At 65.5% G+C, this 16259-nt stretch carries 19 protein-coding genes; 8 read left to right on the top strand and 11 right to left on the bottom strand.

Going from position 1 to position 16259, the window contains the following annotated elements; all coding sequences use genetic code 11:
- Window positions 1–19: 19 nt before the first annotated feature.
- From AC1DVS_RS06330 to AC1DVS_RS06300, 7 genes are all read right to left on the bottom strand, one after another.
- Window positions 20–1186, bottom strand: coding sequence for a hypothetical protein (locus AC1DVS_RS06330; RefSeq protein WP_478021350.1), 1167 nt, complete (start codon window positions 1184–1186; stop codon window positions 20–22).
- A 164-nt stretch (window positions 1187–1350) separates the two neighbouring features.
- Window positions 1351–2067, bottom strand: coding sequence for a VC0807 family protein (locus AC1DVS_RS06325; protein ID WP_478021348.1), 717 nt, complete (start codon window positions 2065–2067; stop codon window positions 1351–1353).
- Between the two features lie 104 nt (window positions 2068–2171).
- Window positions 2172–2696 carry a helix-turn-helix domain-containing protein gene (locus AC1DVS_RS06320; RefSeq protein ID WP_478021346.1) on the bottom strand — a complete coding sequence of 175 codons (525 nt, stop codon included), beginning with the start codon at window positions 2694–2696 and terminating at the stop codon, window positions 2172–2174.
- A gap of 253 nt (window positions 2697–2949) precedes the next feature.
- The gene (locus tag AC1DVS_RS06315) at window positions 2950–3075 is read right to left on the bottom strand and encodes a hypothetical protein (RefSeq protein ID WP_478021344.1); all 126 of its coding nucleotides are present in this window, start codon (window positions 3073–3075) and stop codon (window positions 2950–2952) included.
- An 83-nt stretch (window positions 3076–3158) separates the two neighbouring features.
- Window positions 3159–3554, bottom strand: coding sequence for an MAPEG family protein (locus AC1DVS_RS06310; protein WP_478021342.1), 396 nt, complete (start codon window positions 3552–3554; stop codon window positions 3159–3161).
- Window positions 3555–3634: 80 nt separating this feature from the next.
- Window positions 3635–4120 carry an SRPBCC family protein gene (locus tag AC1DVS_RS06305; protein WP_478021341.1) on the bottom strand — a complete coding sequence of 162 codons (486 nt, stop codon included), beginning with the start codon at window positions 4118–4120 and terminating at the stop codon, window positions 3635–3637.
- Window positions 4117–4437, bottom strand: a complete 321-nt coding sequence (locus AC1DVS_RS06300) for an ArsR/SmtB family transcription factor (RefSeq protein ID WP_478021339.1) — start codon at window positions 4435–4437, stop codon at window positions 4117–4119. Before AC1DVS_RS06300 ends, AC1DVS_RS06305 begins: the two co-directional genes overlap by 4 nt.
- 134 nt (window positions 4438–4571) lie before the next feature.
- Here AC1DVS_RS06300 and AC1DVS_RS06295 point away from each other — a divergent pair, with 134 nt between their 5' ends.
- From AC1DVS_RS06295 to AC1DVS_RS06280, 4 genes are all read left to right on the top strand, one after another.
- Window positions 4572–5630, top strand: coding sequence for a helix-turn-helix domain-containing protein (locus AC1DVS_RS06295; protein WP_478021338.1), 1059 nt, complete (start codon window positions 4572–4574; stop codon window positions 5628–5630).
- Between the two features lie 195 nt (window positions 5631–5825).
- A complete protein-coding gene (locus tag AC1DVS_RS06290) occupies window positions 5826–6485 on the top strand; it encodes a class I SAM-dependent methyltransferase (protein ID WP_478021336.1) in 660 nt (219 codons plus the stop codon).
- Window positions 6482–7306 (top strand): sterol desaturase family protein, encoded by an 825-nt coding sequence (locus AC1DVS_RS06285; protein WP_478021335.1) that lies wholly within the window; start codon window positions 6482–6484, stop codon window positions 7304–7306. Before AC1DVS_RS06290 ends, AC1DVS_RS06285 begins: the two co-directional genes overlap by 4 nt.
- 58 nt (window positions 7307–7364) lie before the next feature.
- Window positions 7365–7994: a class I SAM-dependent methyltransferase gene (locus AC1DVS_RS06280; RefSeq protein ID WP_478021333.1), complete on the top strand. Its 630-nt coding sequence runs from the start codon at window positions 7365–7367 to the stop codon at window positions 7992–7994.
- Here the strand turns inward: AC1DVS_RS06280 and AC1DVS_RS06275 are convergent.
- From AC1DVS_RS06275 to tpiA, 3 genes are all read right to left on the bottom strand, one after another.
- Entirely contained in the window at window positions 7991–8530 is a 540-nt protein-coding gene (locus tag AC1DVS_RS06275) for a hypothetical protein (RefSeq protein ID WP_478021331.1), read from the bottom strand. The genes AC1DVS_RS06280 and AC1DVS_RS06275 overlap by 4 nt on opposite strands.
- A 68-nt stretch (window positions 8531–8598) precedes the next feature.
- The gene (locus AC1DVS_RS06270) at window positions 8599–9402 is read right to left on the bottom strand and encodes a helix-turn-helix domain-containing protein (protein ID WP_478021329.1); all 804 of its coding nucleotides are present in this window, start codon (window positions 9400–9402) and stop codon (window positions 8599–8601) included.
- Between the two features lie 297 nt (window positions 9403–9699).
- Window positions 9700–10449, bottom strand: a complete 750-nt coding sequence (gene tpiA / locus AC1DVS_RS06265; RefSeq protein WP_478021327.1) for a triose-phosphate isomerase — start codon at window positions 10447–10449, stop codon at window positions 9700–9702.
- Window positions 10450–10584: 135 nt separating this feature from the next.
- Here tpiA and AC1DVS_RS06260 point away from each other — a divergent pair, with 135 nt between their 5' ends.
- Entirely contained in the window at window positions 10585–12552 is a 1968-nt protein-coding gene (locus AC1DVS_RS06260; protein WP_478021325.1) for a peptidylprolyl isomerase, read from the top strand.
- Window positions 12536–14071, top strand: coding sequence for an anthranilate synthase component I (trpE, locus tag AC1DVS_RS06255; protein ID WP_478021323.1), 1536 nt, complete (start codon window positions 12536–12538; stop codon window positions 14069–14071). The genes AC1DVS_RS06260 and trpE overlap by 17 nt, the downstream gene beginning before the upstream one ends.
- Window positions 14072–14238: 167 nt before the next feature.
- On the opposite strand, the gene AC1DVS_RS06250 is transcribed toward trpE, so the two are convergent.
- Window positions 14239–14661 carry a hypothetical protein gene (locus AC1DVS_RS06250; protein WP_478021321.1) on the bottom strand — a complete coding sequence of 141 codons (423 nt, stop codon included), beginning with the start codon at window positions 14659–14661 and terminating at the stop codon, window positions 14239–14241.
- A 144-nt stretch (window positions 14662–14805) separates the two neighbouring features.
- On the opposite strand from AC1DVS_RS06250, the gene AC1DVS_RS06245 reads away from it, so the two are divergent.
- Entirely contained in the window at window positions 14806–15564 is a 759-nt protein-coding gene (locus AC1DVS_RS06245; RefSeq protein ID WP_478021319.1) for a phosphodiester glycosidase family protein, read from the top strand.
- An 11-nt stretch (window positions 15565–15575) separates the two neighbouring features.
- Window positions 15576–16160 carry an anthranilate synthase component II gene (locus tag AC1DVS_RS06240; protein WP_478021317.1) on the top strand — a complete coding sequence of 195 codons (585 nt, stop codon included), beginning with the start codon at window positions 15576–15578 and terminating at the stop codon, window positions 16158–16160.
- The last annotated feature ends 99 nt before the right edge of the window (window positions 16161–16259 follow it).

Below are 16259 nucleotides of genomic sequence, written 5' to 3'. Positions count from 1 at the left end.
CGCGCTGATGCCGGCGGGGTCAGCGCTTCACCGCAGCGGCAACGTCCGAACTCCTGAGCAAGCCGCTGCGGCCCCGCTTTGGCTGCGCCTCCGTATATCCCTCGCAAGCGACTTTAACGGACGACGTGCTTGCCTTGCTCGCAAGCGCGTCGAGCTGATCGGCCACCGCATTCGCATGGGCAACGTCGGCGCGCTCTGATTCGAGAGGTTGTGTCTCGGTCGCAAAATAGGTCGCCAACTGGCTGGCCCCGAGCCGCTGATCGGCGGCGGCATCCGCTATTCTGCCGATTGCTCCATAGGCGCAGGCGCGACGGAATCTGGCCCAGGGATAGTCCGGTTGGTTCTTCAGGCCATCGGATAGTTCGCGTATCGCCTCGTCGAAGCGCCCGAGCAATGTGAGCGTCCAGCCGCGATGATAGTGGAACTTCATTCCCACTTGCGGTCCATCGGCCGCGACAAGCTTGTCCAGCTCGGCAAGCGCATCCTCGTTTCGCCCCTCGATACGGTAGATCGCGCCGATTCGAACCGCGCTGCGATATCGCTCCTCCGTCCAATGAACGGCTATCGCCCGATAGGACTGGATTGCGTCGTCATAGGCGCCAAGATCGGTAAGCAGCTGTGCGGCCGTCAGCCAGGCCTCACGGTCTTCGGGAACCAGCGCGCTCCAGGCCACCACGTCATGAAGCGCAGCGATGGAATGCATATCCGCGTCCGCATGGTTCCTCAGTGCCGCCATGCCATGCGCCTCACTGCGCGCGTGCAGCGCGATGACCCGCAGAATCGGATCGAGCTTCGCGTCTTCAAGCGCAGCGTTCAGCTCGCTGATGCTTTCGCCGCGACCGGTGGCGCTGTCGGCAACACCGAGCACCAGCGGTTTGGAAATGATCAAGCCGAAGGGTGCCGAAGCGCCCTTGGCCGGGCATACGCCATCCTGCCGGCCAAAATGCTCCTTTCCATTCGCAAGCGCGCAAATCCGATAAGCGATCCGACCTCGCGCTGCGTCGAACCGACCACTCGCCGGATCAAAGGTGACGGTGACGGCGCGCCCCTCCCCGGATGCGGCCTTGAGGGTTTCGAACAGGCTGCTGGCATCGATTCCGTCGTCCGGCGGCAGGAAGAAGCTCATCCCGTCGGTCCAGCCCGAGAACCAGAGAGTCCCGTTCTTTTCGATCGCCCCTCCACTCACGTTCGTCGCAAGGGACAGCGGATCGCGCGCAGGCGGCGCAGCATTCGCCCCCATTGCGAGAAGAGCCAGAGTTATCGAGAAAATCCATCGGCCCGGCATAAGCGGCTGCTCCCCCTATAGAATCGGCAAAGTGCGCGAGGCTCTTCTGTCACGCAAGCGGGCAATCATCCCCCGCCACCCCCGGAATCCGCCCCACCCGCAAGCGCAGCCGCCTCCGCAGCCCGGCGCGCCTCGCCACGCCGCCTGGCCCGCTGGCCGTAGAGAAAGGACCACAGGCTCAGCCCGCCCAAGATGCCATAGCCGAGGATCGGATTGACGATCAGATACGCCCGGATGCTCAGGGTGAAGACCAGCACCACCGATATCGCGACATCGACAAGCAGGCCCAGGCCCCACACGACCGTCATCAACGTCATTGTCCGGCGAAAGCCGGCACGGGCCTGGAGCATCTCGAACTGCTGCGCCTCGCCTTCGGACTTGCGCCGCATGCTCGCCCGCGCAAGCTCATAGATCAGCGGCTTGCCGATCAGCGCCGAGCCGACAAATGCCAGTCCGATCACCCCGGTGACGAGCTTCTCGCGAAGCTGAAGGAACTGCGCCCCGCCCCCGCCGAGCATCGCCAGCAACGACAATACGATGCCGCCCACCACCAGCACGGACAGCGCATCGACCCGCCGGTGCCGCGCGAACTCAATGAGGCTCCACAGGATCGGCGGCGCCGACGAGACGAGCAACGCCCGGACATCGCCCAGCGGCGCCTCGGCATAAGTGTAGATCACGAACGGCAGGATGAAATTGACCAGCGCCTCGAGGAAAATATAGGCGCCGTTCTTTCGGACCATGCCGGTGATGCGGGCGATCAGCCCCGGTTTCGCGTCCACCTGTCGGCTCCCTGTTGGTTCGTGCGGCAGGATAGGGCGGTGAGTGGAAGTCACAAGCTCGTGCGCCGGAGCGACGACAGCGCCCCCAATCTCGACACCGGGTGTCACCGCAACTCGTGCCTGGCGAGCGCTTCGGCGATCCCGGCGGCGACGCGTTCTTCGAAGCGGATCGCCTCTTCGGCTGCTTTTTCGGCCATGATCCTGTCGTAGCGTTCCTGCGCCCTGCGGAACTGCTCGGCGATGCCTGGATCCTCCGGGGGTTTGGGAGGCGCAGGCGGCCGGCGCGTGGCGAGCCATTGCCTGGCCGCGCCGACATCGGCGGGGACATGGACCGTCACCGGCACGATGACCGGCTCCTTCGCGCCGCTGGGATGGAAGATCTTCACATCGGAATATTCATATCCGCAGGCGCGCTCGTAAAGCGCGCGCTCGACGCGGTCGTCGGCGAATTCCTTGCCGGCGGTGAGCGCCTCGGCGAATGCGTCATATTCGGCGCGCCACCGATAGAAGGTGCGCACACAGACGCTGAGGATATCGGCGATCTCGCGATCGGTTGCGCCGTTACGGCACAGCTTGCGCGCCTGCTCGGCATATTCGGGGCGATAGGTGGTGGGGCGTCCTGCGGTCATGAGGACTGGGTAGCGCGGGGTGCGGTGGGGTTGAATCAACGTGCCGGCGCGCGCGGGCTGTGGTGGGTTGGTTGTGACATAATTCGGGGGCGGATGCGGTGCGGGGTGTGGGGTTTTACGAGGGGGAATGGGTAGAAATGGGCGCGTGGGGCGGGTGAATTATGTCATGCCTATCCGGGGGGTGGGCTGTTGGATGGGGTGGTGGAGAGGGAGTGTGACGCGCGGTTTGAATCGCGGGTGGCTGTTGGGAATGTCATGCGGGTGCTGACACTTTTCCGGCGGCGGCGCGGCGCAGGAATTTTTCACTTAAGACATTGAATATAAAGTATTTATATTCAATATAATGCTTGCCGCAGCCTTTGACACGCGCAGCGCTCATTCCTCTCGCGTTATCATCATGCTCGTTTGCATTAAGGGGCTTTCGCACCTTTCACTGTAACTGATCGCCCGTGTCGCGAGAATTCATGTCGCCAGCAGATACAGGATCCGTCCGAGCGCGCCGAGGAGCAGGACGGTGACCGCGAGGGCCTGAATGAAGAAGCCGGGGAAGCGCTTCGAGGGGGCCGAGCGATAGCCGAAGAAATAGACAATGCGCCCGACGATCCAGATGAGCCCGATGCCAGCAGCGACCGGCTCGCTCCAGTAGATCGCGAACAGCCACAGCGACGGCAGGAAGATCGGCATCCATTCGAGCGTGTTGGTATGCGCCCGGATCGTACGCTCGAGCAACGGATCGCCAGACATCGTCGGTGCCAATATGCCGACCTTTTTGCGGGTCCGAGCAACCTGCGTGGCCATCCAGAAATAGACCAGTGCCGTCAACAGCGTGACGAGCGACACATAGCTATAGGTGTGCATGGTTCCTCCCAGGTTGCAGTGCGCCCGGACTGGCGTCCAGGCGCACTATCGTCAGTATTTTGCAGAGGTGACCGCCGTCGTCAGTCGTCCCTGGCCATCCGGTCGGCGTAGCGCTGCAGGTAGAGCGGCCAACCCTGACCTCCGGCCACGCCGTCGCGGACGCTCTCCCAGCCCTCGCCATGACGCTCGAGGTTGCGGTGCTCGATCTCGACGCGGGTGCGGCCCGGGGTTTCGGCAATGAACCGTACTTCCCATTCGCTGGTCTTCTGCTTGTCTTCCTCGAGCTGCCATTGCGGGCTGATGTTCCAGCTCAGCACCACGCTGTTGGGCGGATCATAGGCGAGCACCTGCGCCCAGCGGCAGACGCTCCCGTCGGTGCCTCGGTCATAGAGGAAGCCGCCGACCTTGACCTCGAACACGGTCTCGGCGATCTCGACGCCGAGCATATTGTGCTCGGCGGGCTTGAAGCTGCCGAAGTCCTCGGTGAAGACTTTGAACGCGCGCGCGATCGGCGCCTCGACGACAATCGATGTCTGCACCACCGAGCCCATAGCCTGGATATTCATCGGATCTCCTCGTCTTGCTGCTCGACGACCGTCTTGTAGGCGGCGAGCGTCTTGTTCCAGTAGCTGTCAAGATCGGCCCGGAACGCTGCCAGTCCCGCATGGTCGACCTGATAGATGCGCTGCTTGCCCGACCGTATGTCGATGACCAGGCCAGCATCCTTCAGCACCTTCAGATGCTGCGAAACCGCCGGACGGCTGACCGGCATCTGACCGGCCAGATCGCGGACCGCGCGCGGACGCTCGACCAGCCGCTCGAAGATCGTCCGCCGGGTCGGGTCCGCCAGTGCCGCCCAACGATTGGTTGCTTGAGTCGCCATAGAACGCGTAAGTATTGCCTTACGCGTATCACGGAGTCAAACCCCAGCGCCCCGGCAGCTCTCCGAGCCTCCGCGCGGAAGCGATCGACGAAGCCCCGTTCTACAGCCCGCAACAGCCGTGCTAACGGTCGATGGTGCCGATTCTCGAACTCTTGCTACGCGGCGGCGCGATGGGCGGTTTCCTCGGCCTAGCGCTCGCGATCGGACGCGGCGGATTTGCGCGAGCGCGCTTGGCCGGTGTCCTGTTTTGCCTCGCCGCCGCCGCGCACACGCTGACGCAGCTGCCGGAAATCCGGCCCGCGCTCGGAATAGCCTGGGTCCCGGTCTGGTCATTCTCGGTGATGGCCGCGGGATTGTTCTGGCTGTTTGCTACTGAACTGTTCGAGGATCGTGCGCGCCTCGAGCTTCCACGGCTCCTGCCCGCTGCCGCGCTGCTGATGCTCGGCGTCGGCGCAAGGTTTACAACGGGAGATGTCGCCAAGGCTTTCTGGCTAGTGCACAATCTCATCGGCGCGCTCCTGATGGCGCATGTGTTGTTCGTCATCGCGGCGGGGTGGAAAAGCGACCTGGTAGAGCCGCGCCGGCGACTGCGCGGACCGGTGCTTGCTGCCGGTGCCGCCTACGCGTTCGCCGTCACGATCGTAGAGTCCGGCGAGATCCTGTGGCGATCGGCGCGGGGATTCTCGCCGATCGCGGCTGCGCTCCTCTTCGCGATGAGCATGGCTGGAATGCTCGCTTTCCTGCGCGCCGATCCGGCACTATTCGGTCCGAGCCGCGGAGCGCCAGTCGATGAAGTGCCCGACGAACCAGCCGATCTCGCCGAGGAGGACGCACGCGCCGCAACCATGCTCGACCGGCTGATGCGCGAGGAGCGGCTGTCGCGCGAGCCGGGACTTACCATTGCGGTGCTGGCGGTCAGGCTGCGGATGCCCGAATATCGCCTGCGTCGGCTAATCAATCGGCAGCTCGGCCATCGCAACTTCAATGCTTTTATCAACCAATGGCGACTCGCCGAGGCAATGGAAGCGCTCGCCGATCCGGCGCAACGCGAAGTGCCGATCTCAACGATCGCGCTCGACGCCGGATTCCAGTCACTCGGCCCGTTCAACCGGGCGTTCCGTGCCGAAACAGGAAGGACTCCGAGCGAGTTCCGGACCGAGACGCTGGGGACAAACGCAACCGCAAGAGATTGATCCTGCCTATTCTTTTCGGATTCGGCGAACCGCGGTTCGATTTCGGCTAGCCTGATTTCGAACACGGCGAGACTGCCCCGACGCGACCTGCCAAGTCACCGGCCGGCGCCATTCCGGCGTGTCGGAGCATCGTGTGCCGCCTGTCAAATCTCATCCGCCGATCCGGATCGGCCAGCTTTCGGGCAGGCGCTAACCATGCGCAGGCCTCGCTTCATTGCCGAGCAGGCACGCAACGCGAAAGGCGTGGTTGGGCGGATCGTCGCGGCCATCATGGCGCGCGAGACCTGGGACAAGAACCGGCGCGCGATCGAGGCCATCGAGGTCAACGAGCGCGATTGCGTTCTCGATATCGGTTGCGGCCATGGACGCAGCTTGACCGCGCTGGCGGCGCTCGCTCGCAAAGGCCGCGTTGTCGGAGTGGACCCGTCCGAGCTGATGGCCGAGATCGCCGTCCAACGAAACAAAGGGCTGGTCCGCGCGCGACGCGTAGAGGTCAGGATCGCAACCGCTGACGCGCTGCCCTTTCCGGACGCGGCGTTCGACAAGGCGATGTGCGTCCATGTCGTCTATTTCTGGACCAATCTCGACGCCGCGCTGCGCGAGATCGCGCGCGTCCTGAAGCCCGGCGCGCAGCTCGCGCTGGTGTTCAGCACCGATGCGAACAAGGCGGCCGTGCGGACTTTCCCTGCCGACGTCTACCGCTTTCCGGCGCTGGACGAGATGGTCGCCGCACTCGAGAGGGCCGGCTTCGTCGTCGATCTGCCGGGCGATATCTCAGCCGAGCAGCATTCGGCGCCGGTCCTCCTCGTGGCCGTGAAACGCTCTCAACCCGAATCCACCGGAGCAAGCGCATGACCTGGCTCGACACCCTGTTTCGCGACGCGACCACGATTCTTCCGAAGATCGTTTCGATCGAAGGCGGACGCTATCTTGCCACCGCCGGGCTCGTCAGCCTGATCATCACGGTATTCTGGCGTTTCGGGTTGCGCAGCCGCAAGATCCAGACCCGCTTCGCCGGCGCGAGCGACTATCGGCGCGAGATCGGCGCCTCGCTGCGCACCGTGATGATCTTCTCGTTGACCGGCTTCGGGCTGTACCTCGCTATCAAGGCTGGCTGGATCACCGTCTACGACGACTTTGCGATCGCCGGCCGCGTCTATTTCGCCGCGACGCTCGCACTGATGATCGTCGCGCACGACGCCTATTTCTATTGGACGCACCGCGCGATGCACCATCCGCGGCTGTTCCGGCTGTTCCACCGGACGCATCACAAGTCGAGGACGCCGACGCCCTGGACCGCCTACGCCTTCGACATTCCCGAGGCGGTCGTGATCGTCGGGTTCGTGCCGCTCTGGATCGCGCTCGTGCCGATGCACGACTGGGCGGTGTTCATCTTCGTCACCTGGCAAATCGTGCGCAACGTGATCGGCCATGCCGGCGTCGAGCTGTCGCCGGTCTCGGGACGGCGTTCGCGGCTGTGGGGATGGCTCAACACCACCACACACCACGACCTGCACCACCAGAGCGGGCGCTACAACTACGCGCTCTATTTCAGCTGGTGGGACCGCTGGATGGGTACCGAGCATCCCGATTATCAGGCGCGCGTCGCCGAAATCGTCGAGCGCTCGCGCGCGGCTCGCAAACCTGGGCCGGTCCCGGCAATCCGCGGATCCTGAGCAGGCACCGTTGCGCAGACGGCGGGCGATCCCCAACATGAGATGGAGCGAGGGACAGATGACCGACACGATCGAAGACGAACGTCACGCGCATTGGCAAACTGTCTACGGCGCCAAGGCGCCCGGCGAAGTCAGCTGGTTCCAGGACCGGCCCGCCGTTTCGCTCGACCTGATCGAGGCAGCAGGCCTTCCAAAAGAGGCCGCAATCATCGACGTGGGCGGAGGCGCCTCGACGCTTGTCGATCATCTGCTGGCTTCGGGCCATGGCTCTCTCGCGGTTCTCGACATCTCCGACGAAGCATTGCGGCATTCGCGCGCGCGGCTTGGCGGCGATGCTGAGCGTGTCGAATGGATTGCATCGGACGTCAAGCGCTGGCGACCGGGCGCGCCGGTCGATCTATGGCACGATCGCGCCGTTCTCCACTTCCTGACCTCGCGCGACGGCCAGGAGGCTTATTTCGACACGCTCCGGGCCGCACTCAAACCCTGCGGCTGGGCGATTATCGCAGGGTTCGCACCGGGCGGCCCACTCAAATGCAGCGGCCTCGAGATCGTCCAGCACGATGCCGATAGTCTCGCGCAGCTGCTTGGCTACGAATTCAGGCTGATCGAAGCGCGCGACGAGCTGCACCGGACGCCATGGGGCGCCGAGCAGGCGTTCCGCTATCATCTGTTCTGGCGCGGCTAAGGCGTCCTGGCGCGTAAAAAACGGTTGAACGTGTAGGTTTCCAGTCCCTTGCCGGCGTCGAGTTCGAAGCGCTCCTGATATTCGTCATCGCCGAGAAAATCGTAGGCGTAACGCGCCTTCCAGCCCGGCGGCACGTTCTCCAGATTCTCGGACACCATCACGATGTGCCCCGGCCGGCTTGCCTCACGATCCTGCACATAGGTCGAGACGAAACCGAGATTATCGAACTGACGCAGCACCAGCAGCTTGCGGGCGCGGTCGTAGCTCCACCAATCGGTCTGGGTATGCACTTCTCCCGACTTGTTCTTCTCCTGTCTGGGATAGACGGATCGTCCTTCGATGCGGATGAAATGGTCCTGATGCGCGCGTTCACCGTGCCGCGTGGCGGCCGACGTTCCGGGCTCTCCTTCGCCCACCCCGGCCCAGTTACCCGTCAGCAATGCCACCGATGCCAGCGGGTCCGGCTTCGCCTCCTGCGCGAGCGCGGGTGCGGCGATGGCGACCAATAGCGAGATGGTGAGCGTCAGTAGCTTCATAGGTCCTCCGATCGAAGGACAGGTTAGTTTGCGAAGCCGCTGCGGTCTTGCAAAAAGCGGACAGCCGATCAGTGCGGCTCGCAAAAGACCAGTGGCTCGGCCCGCAGCCGTACGGGCGTCGTCTCGAAATAGTGGCGGAAGGCGTTGGTGAACGCGGACTGGTCGTTGAAGCCGAGCCGGCCGGCAATCTCGACGATCGGCATCGCGGGTTCGCACCGAAGCATGCCGCAGGCGCGCAACATGCGGCCGGACATCATCAGCTGCTTGGGCGAGAGGCCGGCATAGCGCTCGCAATGCCGCCTGAGCGTACGGCTGGTGACGCCGAACGCTTCGGCCGCCGCCGAAACCGGCTCGGCTGCGAACGCCGAGAACAGCGAGTGCTGCAAGGCGAAATGGCGGGCGTCGGCCGCATCCCAATCAACCAGGCGCGACAGCAGCCAGTGCTCGAGGATGGCCCCGAAGGCCTCGCGCGGCGCATTGGCGAGCCGGTCGAGCAGTCGATCTGCGTCGGCGCCGATCAGGTCAGACAGCGCGACTGGTCGATCCCAGCAGTCAACGAGACCACCGCCCAGAATGACCGACGCCACCGCCGGGGTGACGCGGAAGGCGACCATCAGATTGTCGCCGGTCGGGACCATGCGCAGCGTCCCATGGCGCAGCCCGAATATCATTGCGCGGGGCGTAGGGATCAGGCTGTCCGAAGCGGTCGCGAGTGCGCATGGCTCGCCGGTCTGGAAGACGAACTCGACGCGCCCATCGGGGGTGATAAGGCCGGGCAAACTGTCTCCGGCCCGGTAGCCGAGACTCCAGATCGACCGGACGAGCTGCCCGAGCGCCGGTGAGGGCGAGTGGTCCGCGAAGGTCGGCGACATGCATCGACTATTTCATATCGCGCTGTGATCGGCAAAACTCGTTTGATGCAAGCACGTCGGCGTCCCATGGCGCTCTGCGAAAGCTGGTGTAATCTGCGCGCCTGTACACGCGAATCTGCCGATCAAGCGGTCGGTGGTGGTCCGGCGCGTGATTGTCCGCCTGCAGCACTTGCTTTAGCTAAATCGCCGCGTCGCCCCCGGCGCGGGGGAAGAGCCATGCCAGCCAAACCGTCCTACCGTCCCGGGCGGACGGCGCTCGGGCATTTTGGCGACAGGTGCAACAACCCTCAATAACCGTCACCCCAGCGCGACGGCCGCCTCGATGATCGGCACGAACTTCGCGGCGGTCAGGCTGGCGCCACCCACCAGCGCCCCGTCGACATCGCCCGCGCCAAGCAGCTCGGCCGCATTCTCACCCGTCACCGATCCGCCATAGAGGATTCGGATCAGCTCGGCCTCATTGCCCATCAGCGCCCGCAACTGCCCGCGGATCGCGCCGTGCATCGCCGCGACATCAGCCACGGTCGGCGTCCGCCCCGTCCCGATCGCCCAGACCGGCTCATAGGCGATCGACAGCCATCCGGCCGCGGCGCCCTCGGGCAGCGAGGCGGCGAGCTGGCTCGTCACCACCAGTTCGGCATGCCCCGCATCGCGCTCGGCCAGGGTCTCGCCGACGCACAGGATCGCGCTCAGCCCGCCGGCGTGCAACGCCTCGGCCTTGGCGCGGACTTCGTTGTCGGTCTCATGGCAATCGGCACGCCGCTCGCTATGCCCGACGATCGAGAAGCGCCCGCCGACATCGCGCACCATCCCGGCCGAAACACAGCCGGTATGCGCGCCCTTCTCCGCCGGGTGCACATCCTCGGCGCCGATCGAGAGCGCGGGCACGCGCGCCGCCGCCGCCATGATCAGCGTCGCCGGCACCGCTATCGCAACGTCAAGCTCAGGGGCCGCCGCGGCCGCCGCCGCGATTGCGTCCAGCTCGGCCAGCGCCGCCAGATCGCCATTCATCTTCCAGTTGCCAGCAACCAGCCTGCGTCTCGCCAAAAGCCTTCTCCCTCTTGTGCGTCAGCCGATAGCGCGGCGGCGCGATCGCACAAGCTTGAAGGAGCGCACCGCTCCCCTTAAAGCGTGGCGCTCACCTTTTCGTTCAAGCCTCCATCAGATCGGCCCGTTCCGCCCATGCTCACCTTTATCCGTCGCATCACGTTCTCGAAGGTCGGCGTCATCGTGACGATGGGCGTGCTGATCCTGATCGCCATCTCCTTCGGCATCGGCGGCAATTTCACGGGCGGCGGCATTTCCGTCGATTCGGTTGCGACCGTCGGCAAGGAAGACGTCCCGGTCGCCGAGCTGCGCCGCCGCACCGATATCGCGCTCCAGAATATGCGCCAGGAGCAGCCCACGGTCGACATCGTCCAGTTCGTCAACGGCGGCGGCGTCGACAACACGCTCGATGGGATTATCACCCAGACCGCGCTCGCTCAGTTCGCCGAGCTGCAGGGCATGGTCGCGTCGAAGCAGCTGGTCGATGGTCGCATCGCGAGCGCGCCCGATTTCAAGGGCCTGGACGGCAAGTTCAGCCAGACCCTCTACGATCAGGCGCTGGCGCAAGGCCATGTGAGCGACCGCCAGCTTCATGATCAGGTGGCGCGGTCGACCCTCAGCCAGCACCTCATCCTGCCGATCGTCGGCAACCCCGCGATGCCGAATTTCGGCGCCTATCAGGTCCCGACCGGCATTGCCCTGCCCTATGCCTCGCTCGAGCTCGAAAAGCGCGGCGGCCAGCTCGGCTTCATCCCGACACCGGCAATGGGCCAGGGCGCGCCGCCCACCGATGCGGAGCTCGCCACCTTCTACAAGCGCAACCTCACGCGCTACACCGTGCCGGAGCGCCGCTCGGTCCGCTATGCGCTCGTCACGCCTGATATGCTGAAGGCACTGACGACGCCGACTGAGGCCGAGATCGCACAGGCCTATCAGAAGGCCAAAGCGCTGTTCGCCCCGACCGAGCGGCGCGATCTGGTCCAGGTCGTCGTGGCCGATCAGGCCGCCGCCGCCGCGCTCGCCGCCAAGGTGAAAGCCGGCACGCCGATTGCTGACGCAGCCCGCGCCGCCGGCCTGGAGGCCAATGCGCTTCAGGCAGTCGAGAAGGCGGCCTATGTCAAACAAAGCTCGCCCGAGATCGCCAATGCGGCGTTCAGCGCGCCCAAGGGCACCGTCGTCGGCCCGATCCGTACCGGCCTTGGCTATGTCGTGGTGCGGGTGGATGGGATCCAGCAGATCCCCGGCAAGTCGCTCGAACAGGCGCGGCCCGAGCTGGTCACGACTTTGACCACTGAGAAAACCCAGCTGGTCATCACCGATCTGCATGACAAGATCGACGATGCGATCGCGCATCACGCGACCTTCGATGAGCTGATCCGCGACAACAAGCTCACCGCCGCCGTGTCGCCGCCTTTGCTCAAGAACGGCACCAACCCCGACGATCCCGCCTCCAAGGCAGACCCCGCCTTCGCCCAGGCGGTCGCCGCCGGCTTCGGCCAGGAAGCGGAGGATGATCCGCAGATCGCACCGATGGGCCCCGACGGCAGCTTCGCCATCGTGAAGCTCGCCAAGGTCATCCCCGCTGCGGCACGCCCCCTCGCCCAGATCCGCGAAGGCGTCGCGCATGATTTCATCATCGACCGCGCCCAGCGCGCCTCGCGTCAGTCCGCGATCGACGTCGTAGCACGTATCAACAAGGGCATGCCGATCGCCCAGTCGCTCGCCGAGACCAAGCTCCAGCTCCCGGCGGTCAAGCCGGTTCCGGATACGGCGCGCGGCCAGGCCAATTCGATACCGGAGAACAACCCCGCGCGCGGGCCGCTGATGCTGATGTTCAGCATGAAGGCGAAAACCGCCAAGATGCTCGAAGCGCCCGGCAAGGCCGGCTGGTACATCCTCTATCTCGATCACATTGTGCCCGGCGACGCCAGGGGCAACCCGGTTCTGCTCGAACAGGCGCGCAGCGAACTCGGCCAGATAACGGCCCGCGAATATGCGCAGCAGTTCAGCGAAGCGGTGCGCAAACAGCTCGGCGTGAAGAAGAACCCCAAGGCGCTCGCTGATGTCAAGGCGGCGCTGACCGGCCATGGCGGTTCCAATTAACGCGGAAAGCACCGGGACTCCCGTCGAGGCTGCGATCACCGCGCTCACCGCGGGTCGCCCGGCCCTGGTCTGGCGCCGCCAGATCGCCGACACGGAAACGCCGGTCGCCGCCGCGCTGAAGCTGATCGAGCCCGGCCGCGGCGACTATCTGCTCGAATCGGTCGAGGGCGGTGAGACGCGCGGCCGGCACAGCATGATCGGCCTCGCGCCCGATCTCGTCTTCCGTGCGCAAGGTTCGCAGGCCGAGATCAACCGCCACTGGCTGACGGATCGTACCGCCTTCGAACCCTGCGCGGTGCCGGCGCTTCAGGCGCTCCGCGATCTCGCGGCCGGCTGCCGCATGGACGTGCCCGCCGATCTGCCCCCGGCGCTCGCCTGTCTGGTCGGCTATTTCGGCTATGAGACGGTCGGCCTCGTCGAGCGGCTGAACCGCCCCGACAGCGATCCGCTCGGTCTGCCCGACATGATGTTCGTGCGCCCGACCGTGGTGCTGATCTTCGATCGCCTCGCTGACGCGCTGTTCCTCGTCGCGCCCGTCTGGCCCGATGCGTCACGCCGCCCTGAAGCGATCGCCGCCGAAGCGCAGGACCGCATCGACGCAGTCGCCGCGCGCCTCGCCAGCGCAGCGCTCCCGCCGCCCGTGCGCGCGGTGGACCTGGCGGATATCGCCTTCACCCCGGCGCTCCCCGCGGGCCGCTACGCAGCGATGATCGCGCGGGCCAAGGAGTATATCTACGCCGGAGACATCTTCCAGGTCGTGCTCGCCCAGCGCTTCACCGCGCCCTTCAAGTTGCCCGCCTTCGAGCTCTACCGCGCCCTCCGTCGCATCAACCCCTCGCCCTTCCTCTATCATCTCGATCTGCCCGGCTTCGCCATCACCGGGTCGAGCCCAGAGATCCTGGTCCGCGTGCGGCATGGCGAAGTCACGATCCGTCCGATCGCCGGCACCCGTCCGCGCGGCAAGACGGCGGCCGAGGACGAAGCCAATCGCGAGAGCCTGCTCGCCGATCCCAAGGAGCGCGCCGAGCATCTCATGCTGCTCGATCTCGGCCGCAACGATGTCGGCCGCGTCGCCGAGGCCGGCAGCGTCCGCGTCACCGCGAGCTACACGACTGAATTCTACAGCCATGTCATGCACATCGTCTCGAACGTCGTCGGCCGGCTGGCGCCCGAGCATGACGCGCTCGATGCGATGTTCGCCGGCTTCCCCGCCGGCACCGTCAGCGGCGCGCCCAAGGTCCGCGCCTGCCAGGTGATCGCCGAGCTCGAGCCCGAGGTACGCGGCGCCTATGCCGGTGCAGTCGGCTATTTCTCGCCCGATGGCTCGATGGACAGCTGCATCGTGCTGCGCACCGCTGTGGTGAAAGACGGCGTCATGCACGTCCAGGCCGGCGCCGGCATCGTCGCCGACAGCGAGCCGGCCTATGAGCAGCGCGAGTGCGAAGCCAAGGCCGGCGCCCTCCTCGCCGCCGCCCGCGAAGCCGTGGCGCGGGCAAGCGATGCCGGATTCGGGCAGTAGCCAACTAAGCCCCTCCCCTTCAGGGGAGGGGTTGGGGGTGGGGCAGCGACGGGCGGGGTTCGATGCCCCGATCGACGCTTCGATCTTGGAGCGACGAGTCTTTTTGAGCGCGCAGACGCACGCCCCCACCCCAACCCCTCCCCTGAAGGGGAGGGGCTTATTTCAAATCAGGGAACGGCGCTGTCCTGACGCTTCTTCTCGGCCTTCTCGGCGGCATATTGCTGGAGCATCATCGCGGTGCACCCGGTCTGCCCGCCCGAGCCGACCGGCGAGCAGGTGTCCGGCAAGCCGCCCGCGCGGCGCCCGACTTCATCCATCGTGGCGGCGCGGTTGACCCAGCTCTGGCTCGCGGCGTCGGTCCTGGGCGGGTTCCGCAGTGCCTTGGGGATACGATAGGGTTCAGTGAGGGTCGAGCACACCACGATCTCGTCGTTGGTCGAGGCAGGGCATGGTTCATTGGGGTTGATCGTCACATTGCGGATCCGCGCGGGCGGCTTGCCCGATTCTGCCTGTTTGGCGTCGGGCGCCGTCTGGGCACTCGCCACCGCGGGCAAAGACAGCAGGGCGGCAATGGCGAGGATACGAAGCATGAAGGGTCTCCTGTGCAGGCACCAACGTCGACTGCCGGGGATTGCTCCACCCTGAATGAAGCATCAGTCTGTCCCAATCTAGGCATGAAAGCGCCCGCTCGCTATGGCCCAACCCGAAATCGCCTCACAAACAGGACATTGCCGGTGAGACCGCTCTTCCCGCTCGCCTGCATCCTCCTCGCCTCATTGTCGGCGAGCTGCGGCGCGCAACCGCCCGCGCCTGCCTCGGCCTGCCGCACCGTCCGCTTCGAGGACACGCCCTTCACTGTGTGTGACGCCGATCCGGCCAGGCACAGCATCCTCCTCACCAATCGCAACCCGGCCGGCGTGCCAATGCGCGACTTCACCGCCCTCCCCGCCCGGCTCGGCAAGGACGCGAAACGCATAGCCTTTGCGATGAACGCCGGCATGTACGGCGTCACCGGCGAGCCGATCGGCCTCTATGTCGAAAACGGCAAGCGCCAGGTCGCGCTCAACCGCCGCACTGGCCGCGGCAATTTCTACACGCCCCCACCGAATGGCGTCTTCTTCGGCGATGCGAAAGGCTGGCACATCGCCACTACCGCCGCCTTCGCCGCCCGCACCGCGCCGTTCCCGGACTTCGCCACCCAGTCAGGCCCGATGCTGGTCGTGAAGGGCGCGATCAATCCGGGCTTCGACGCGAACGGCGTCTCGCTCAACATCCGCAACGGCGTCGGCATTGCCGCCAACCGCCACGCGCTCTTCGCGATCAGCGACGTGCCGGTCTCGTTCGGCCGCTTCTCAAGGCTGTTCCGCAAGCTCGGTTGCGCTGACGCGCTCTATTTCGACGGCTCGATTTCCCGCCTGTGGGATCCTGTCGCGGGACGCATGGATGCAGGCGCAAAGATCGGCCCGATTGTGGTCGTGCTGCAAAAGCGGTAGCGGCCTCGCCCATGATCCTCGTCATCGACAATTACGACAGCTTCACCTGGAACCTGGTCCATTATCTGATGGAGCTCGGTGCCGAAGTGAAAGTGGTGCGCAACGACACCCTCACCGCCCGCGACGCGATCGCGAGCAATGCGCAGGGCTTCCTGATCTCGCCCGGGCCCTGCACGCCGAATGAGGCAGGCATCAGCCTCGATCTCGTCGCCGCCTGTGCCGATGCCGAGAAGCCGCTGCTCGGCGTGTGCCTCGGCCATCAGGCGATCGGCCAGCATTTCGGCGGCCATGTCGTTCGTGGCGGTCTGATGCACGGCAAGACCTCACCAGTCACCCATGACGGCACCGGCCTGTTCGAAGGCCTGCCCTCGCCCTTCACCGCGACTCGCTATCATTCGCTGATCGTCGAGGACATTCCGGCAGACCTGATCGTCAACGCCACCGCCGACGATGGCTCGGTGATGGGCTTCCGCCACAAGACGCTCCCGATCCACGGCGTCCAGTTCCACCCGGAGAGCATAGCGACCGAACACGGCCATGCGCTGCTGGCCAATTTCGTCAGGCTCGCCGGGATCGACGTAAAGGCGCTGGCGTGATTTCCACAGAGCTCCGTCACCCCGGACGTGTTCCGGGGTCCACTGTTCCGCGCACGCAGACGGTCCGGCTCCTGCGGAACCGTGGATGCCGGAACAAGT

The organism is Sphingomonas sp. P3_C5, from assembly GCF_056402635.1.
Note: the sequence above shows the minus strand (reverse complement) of the source record. Positions and strands in the feature narration are given on the sequence as shown.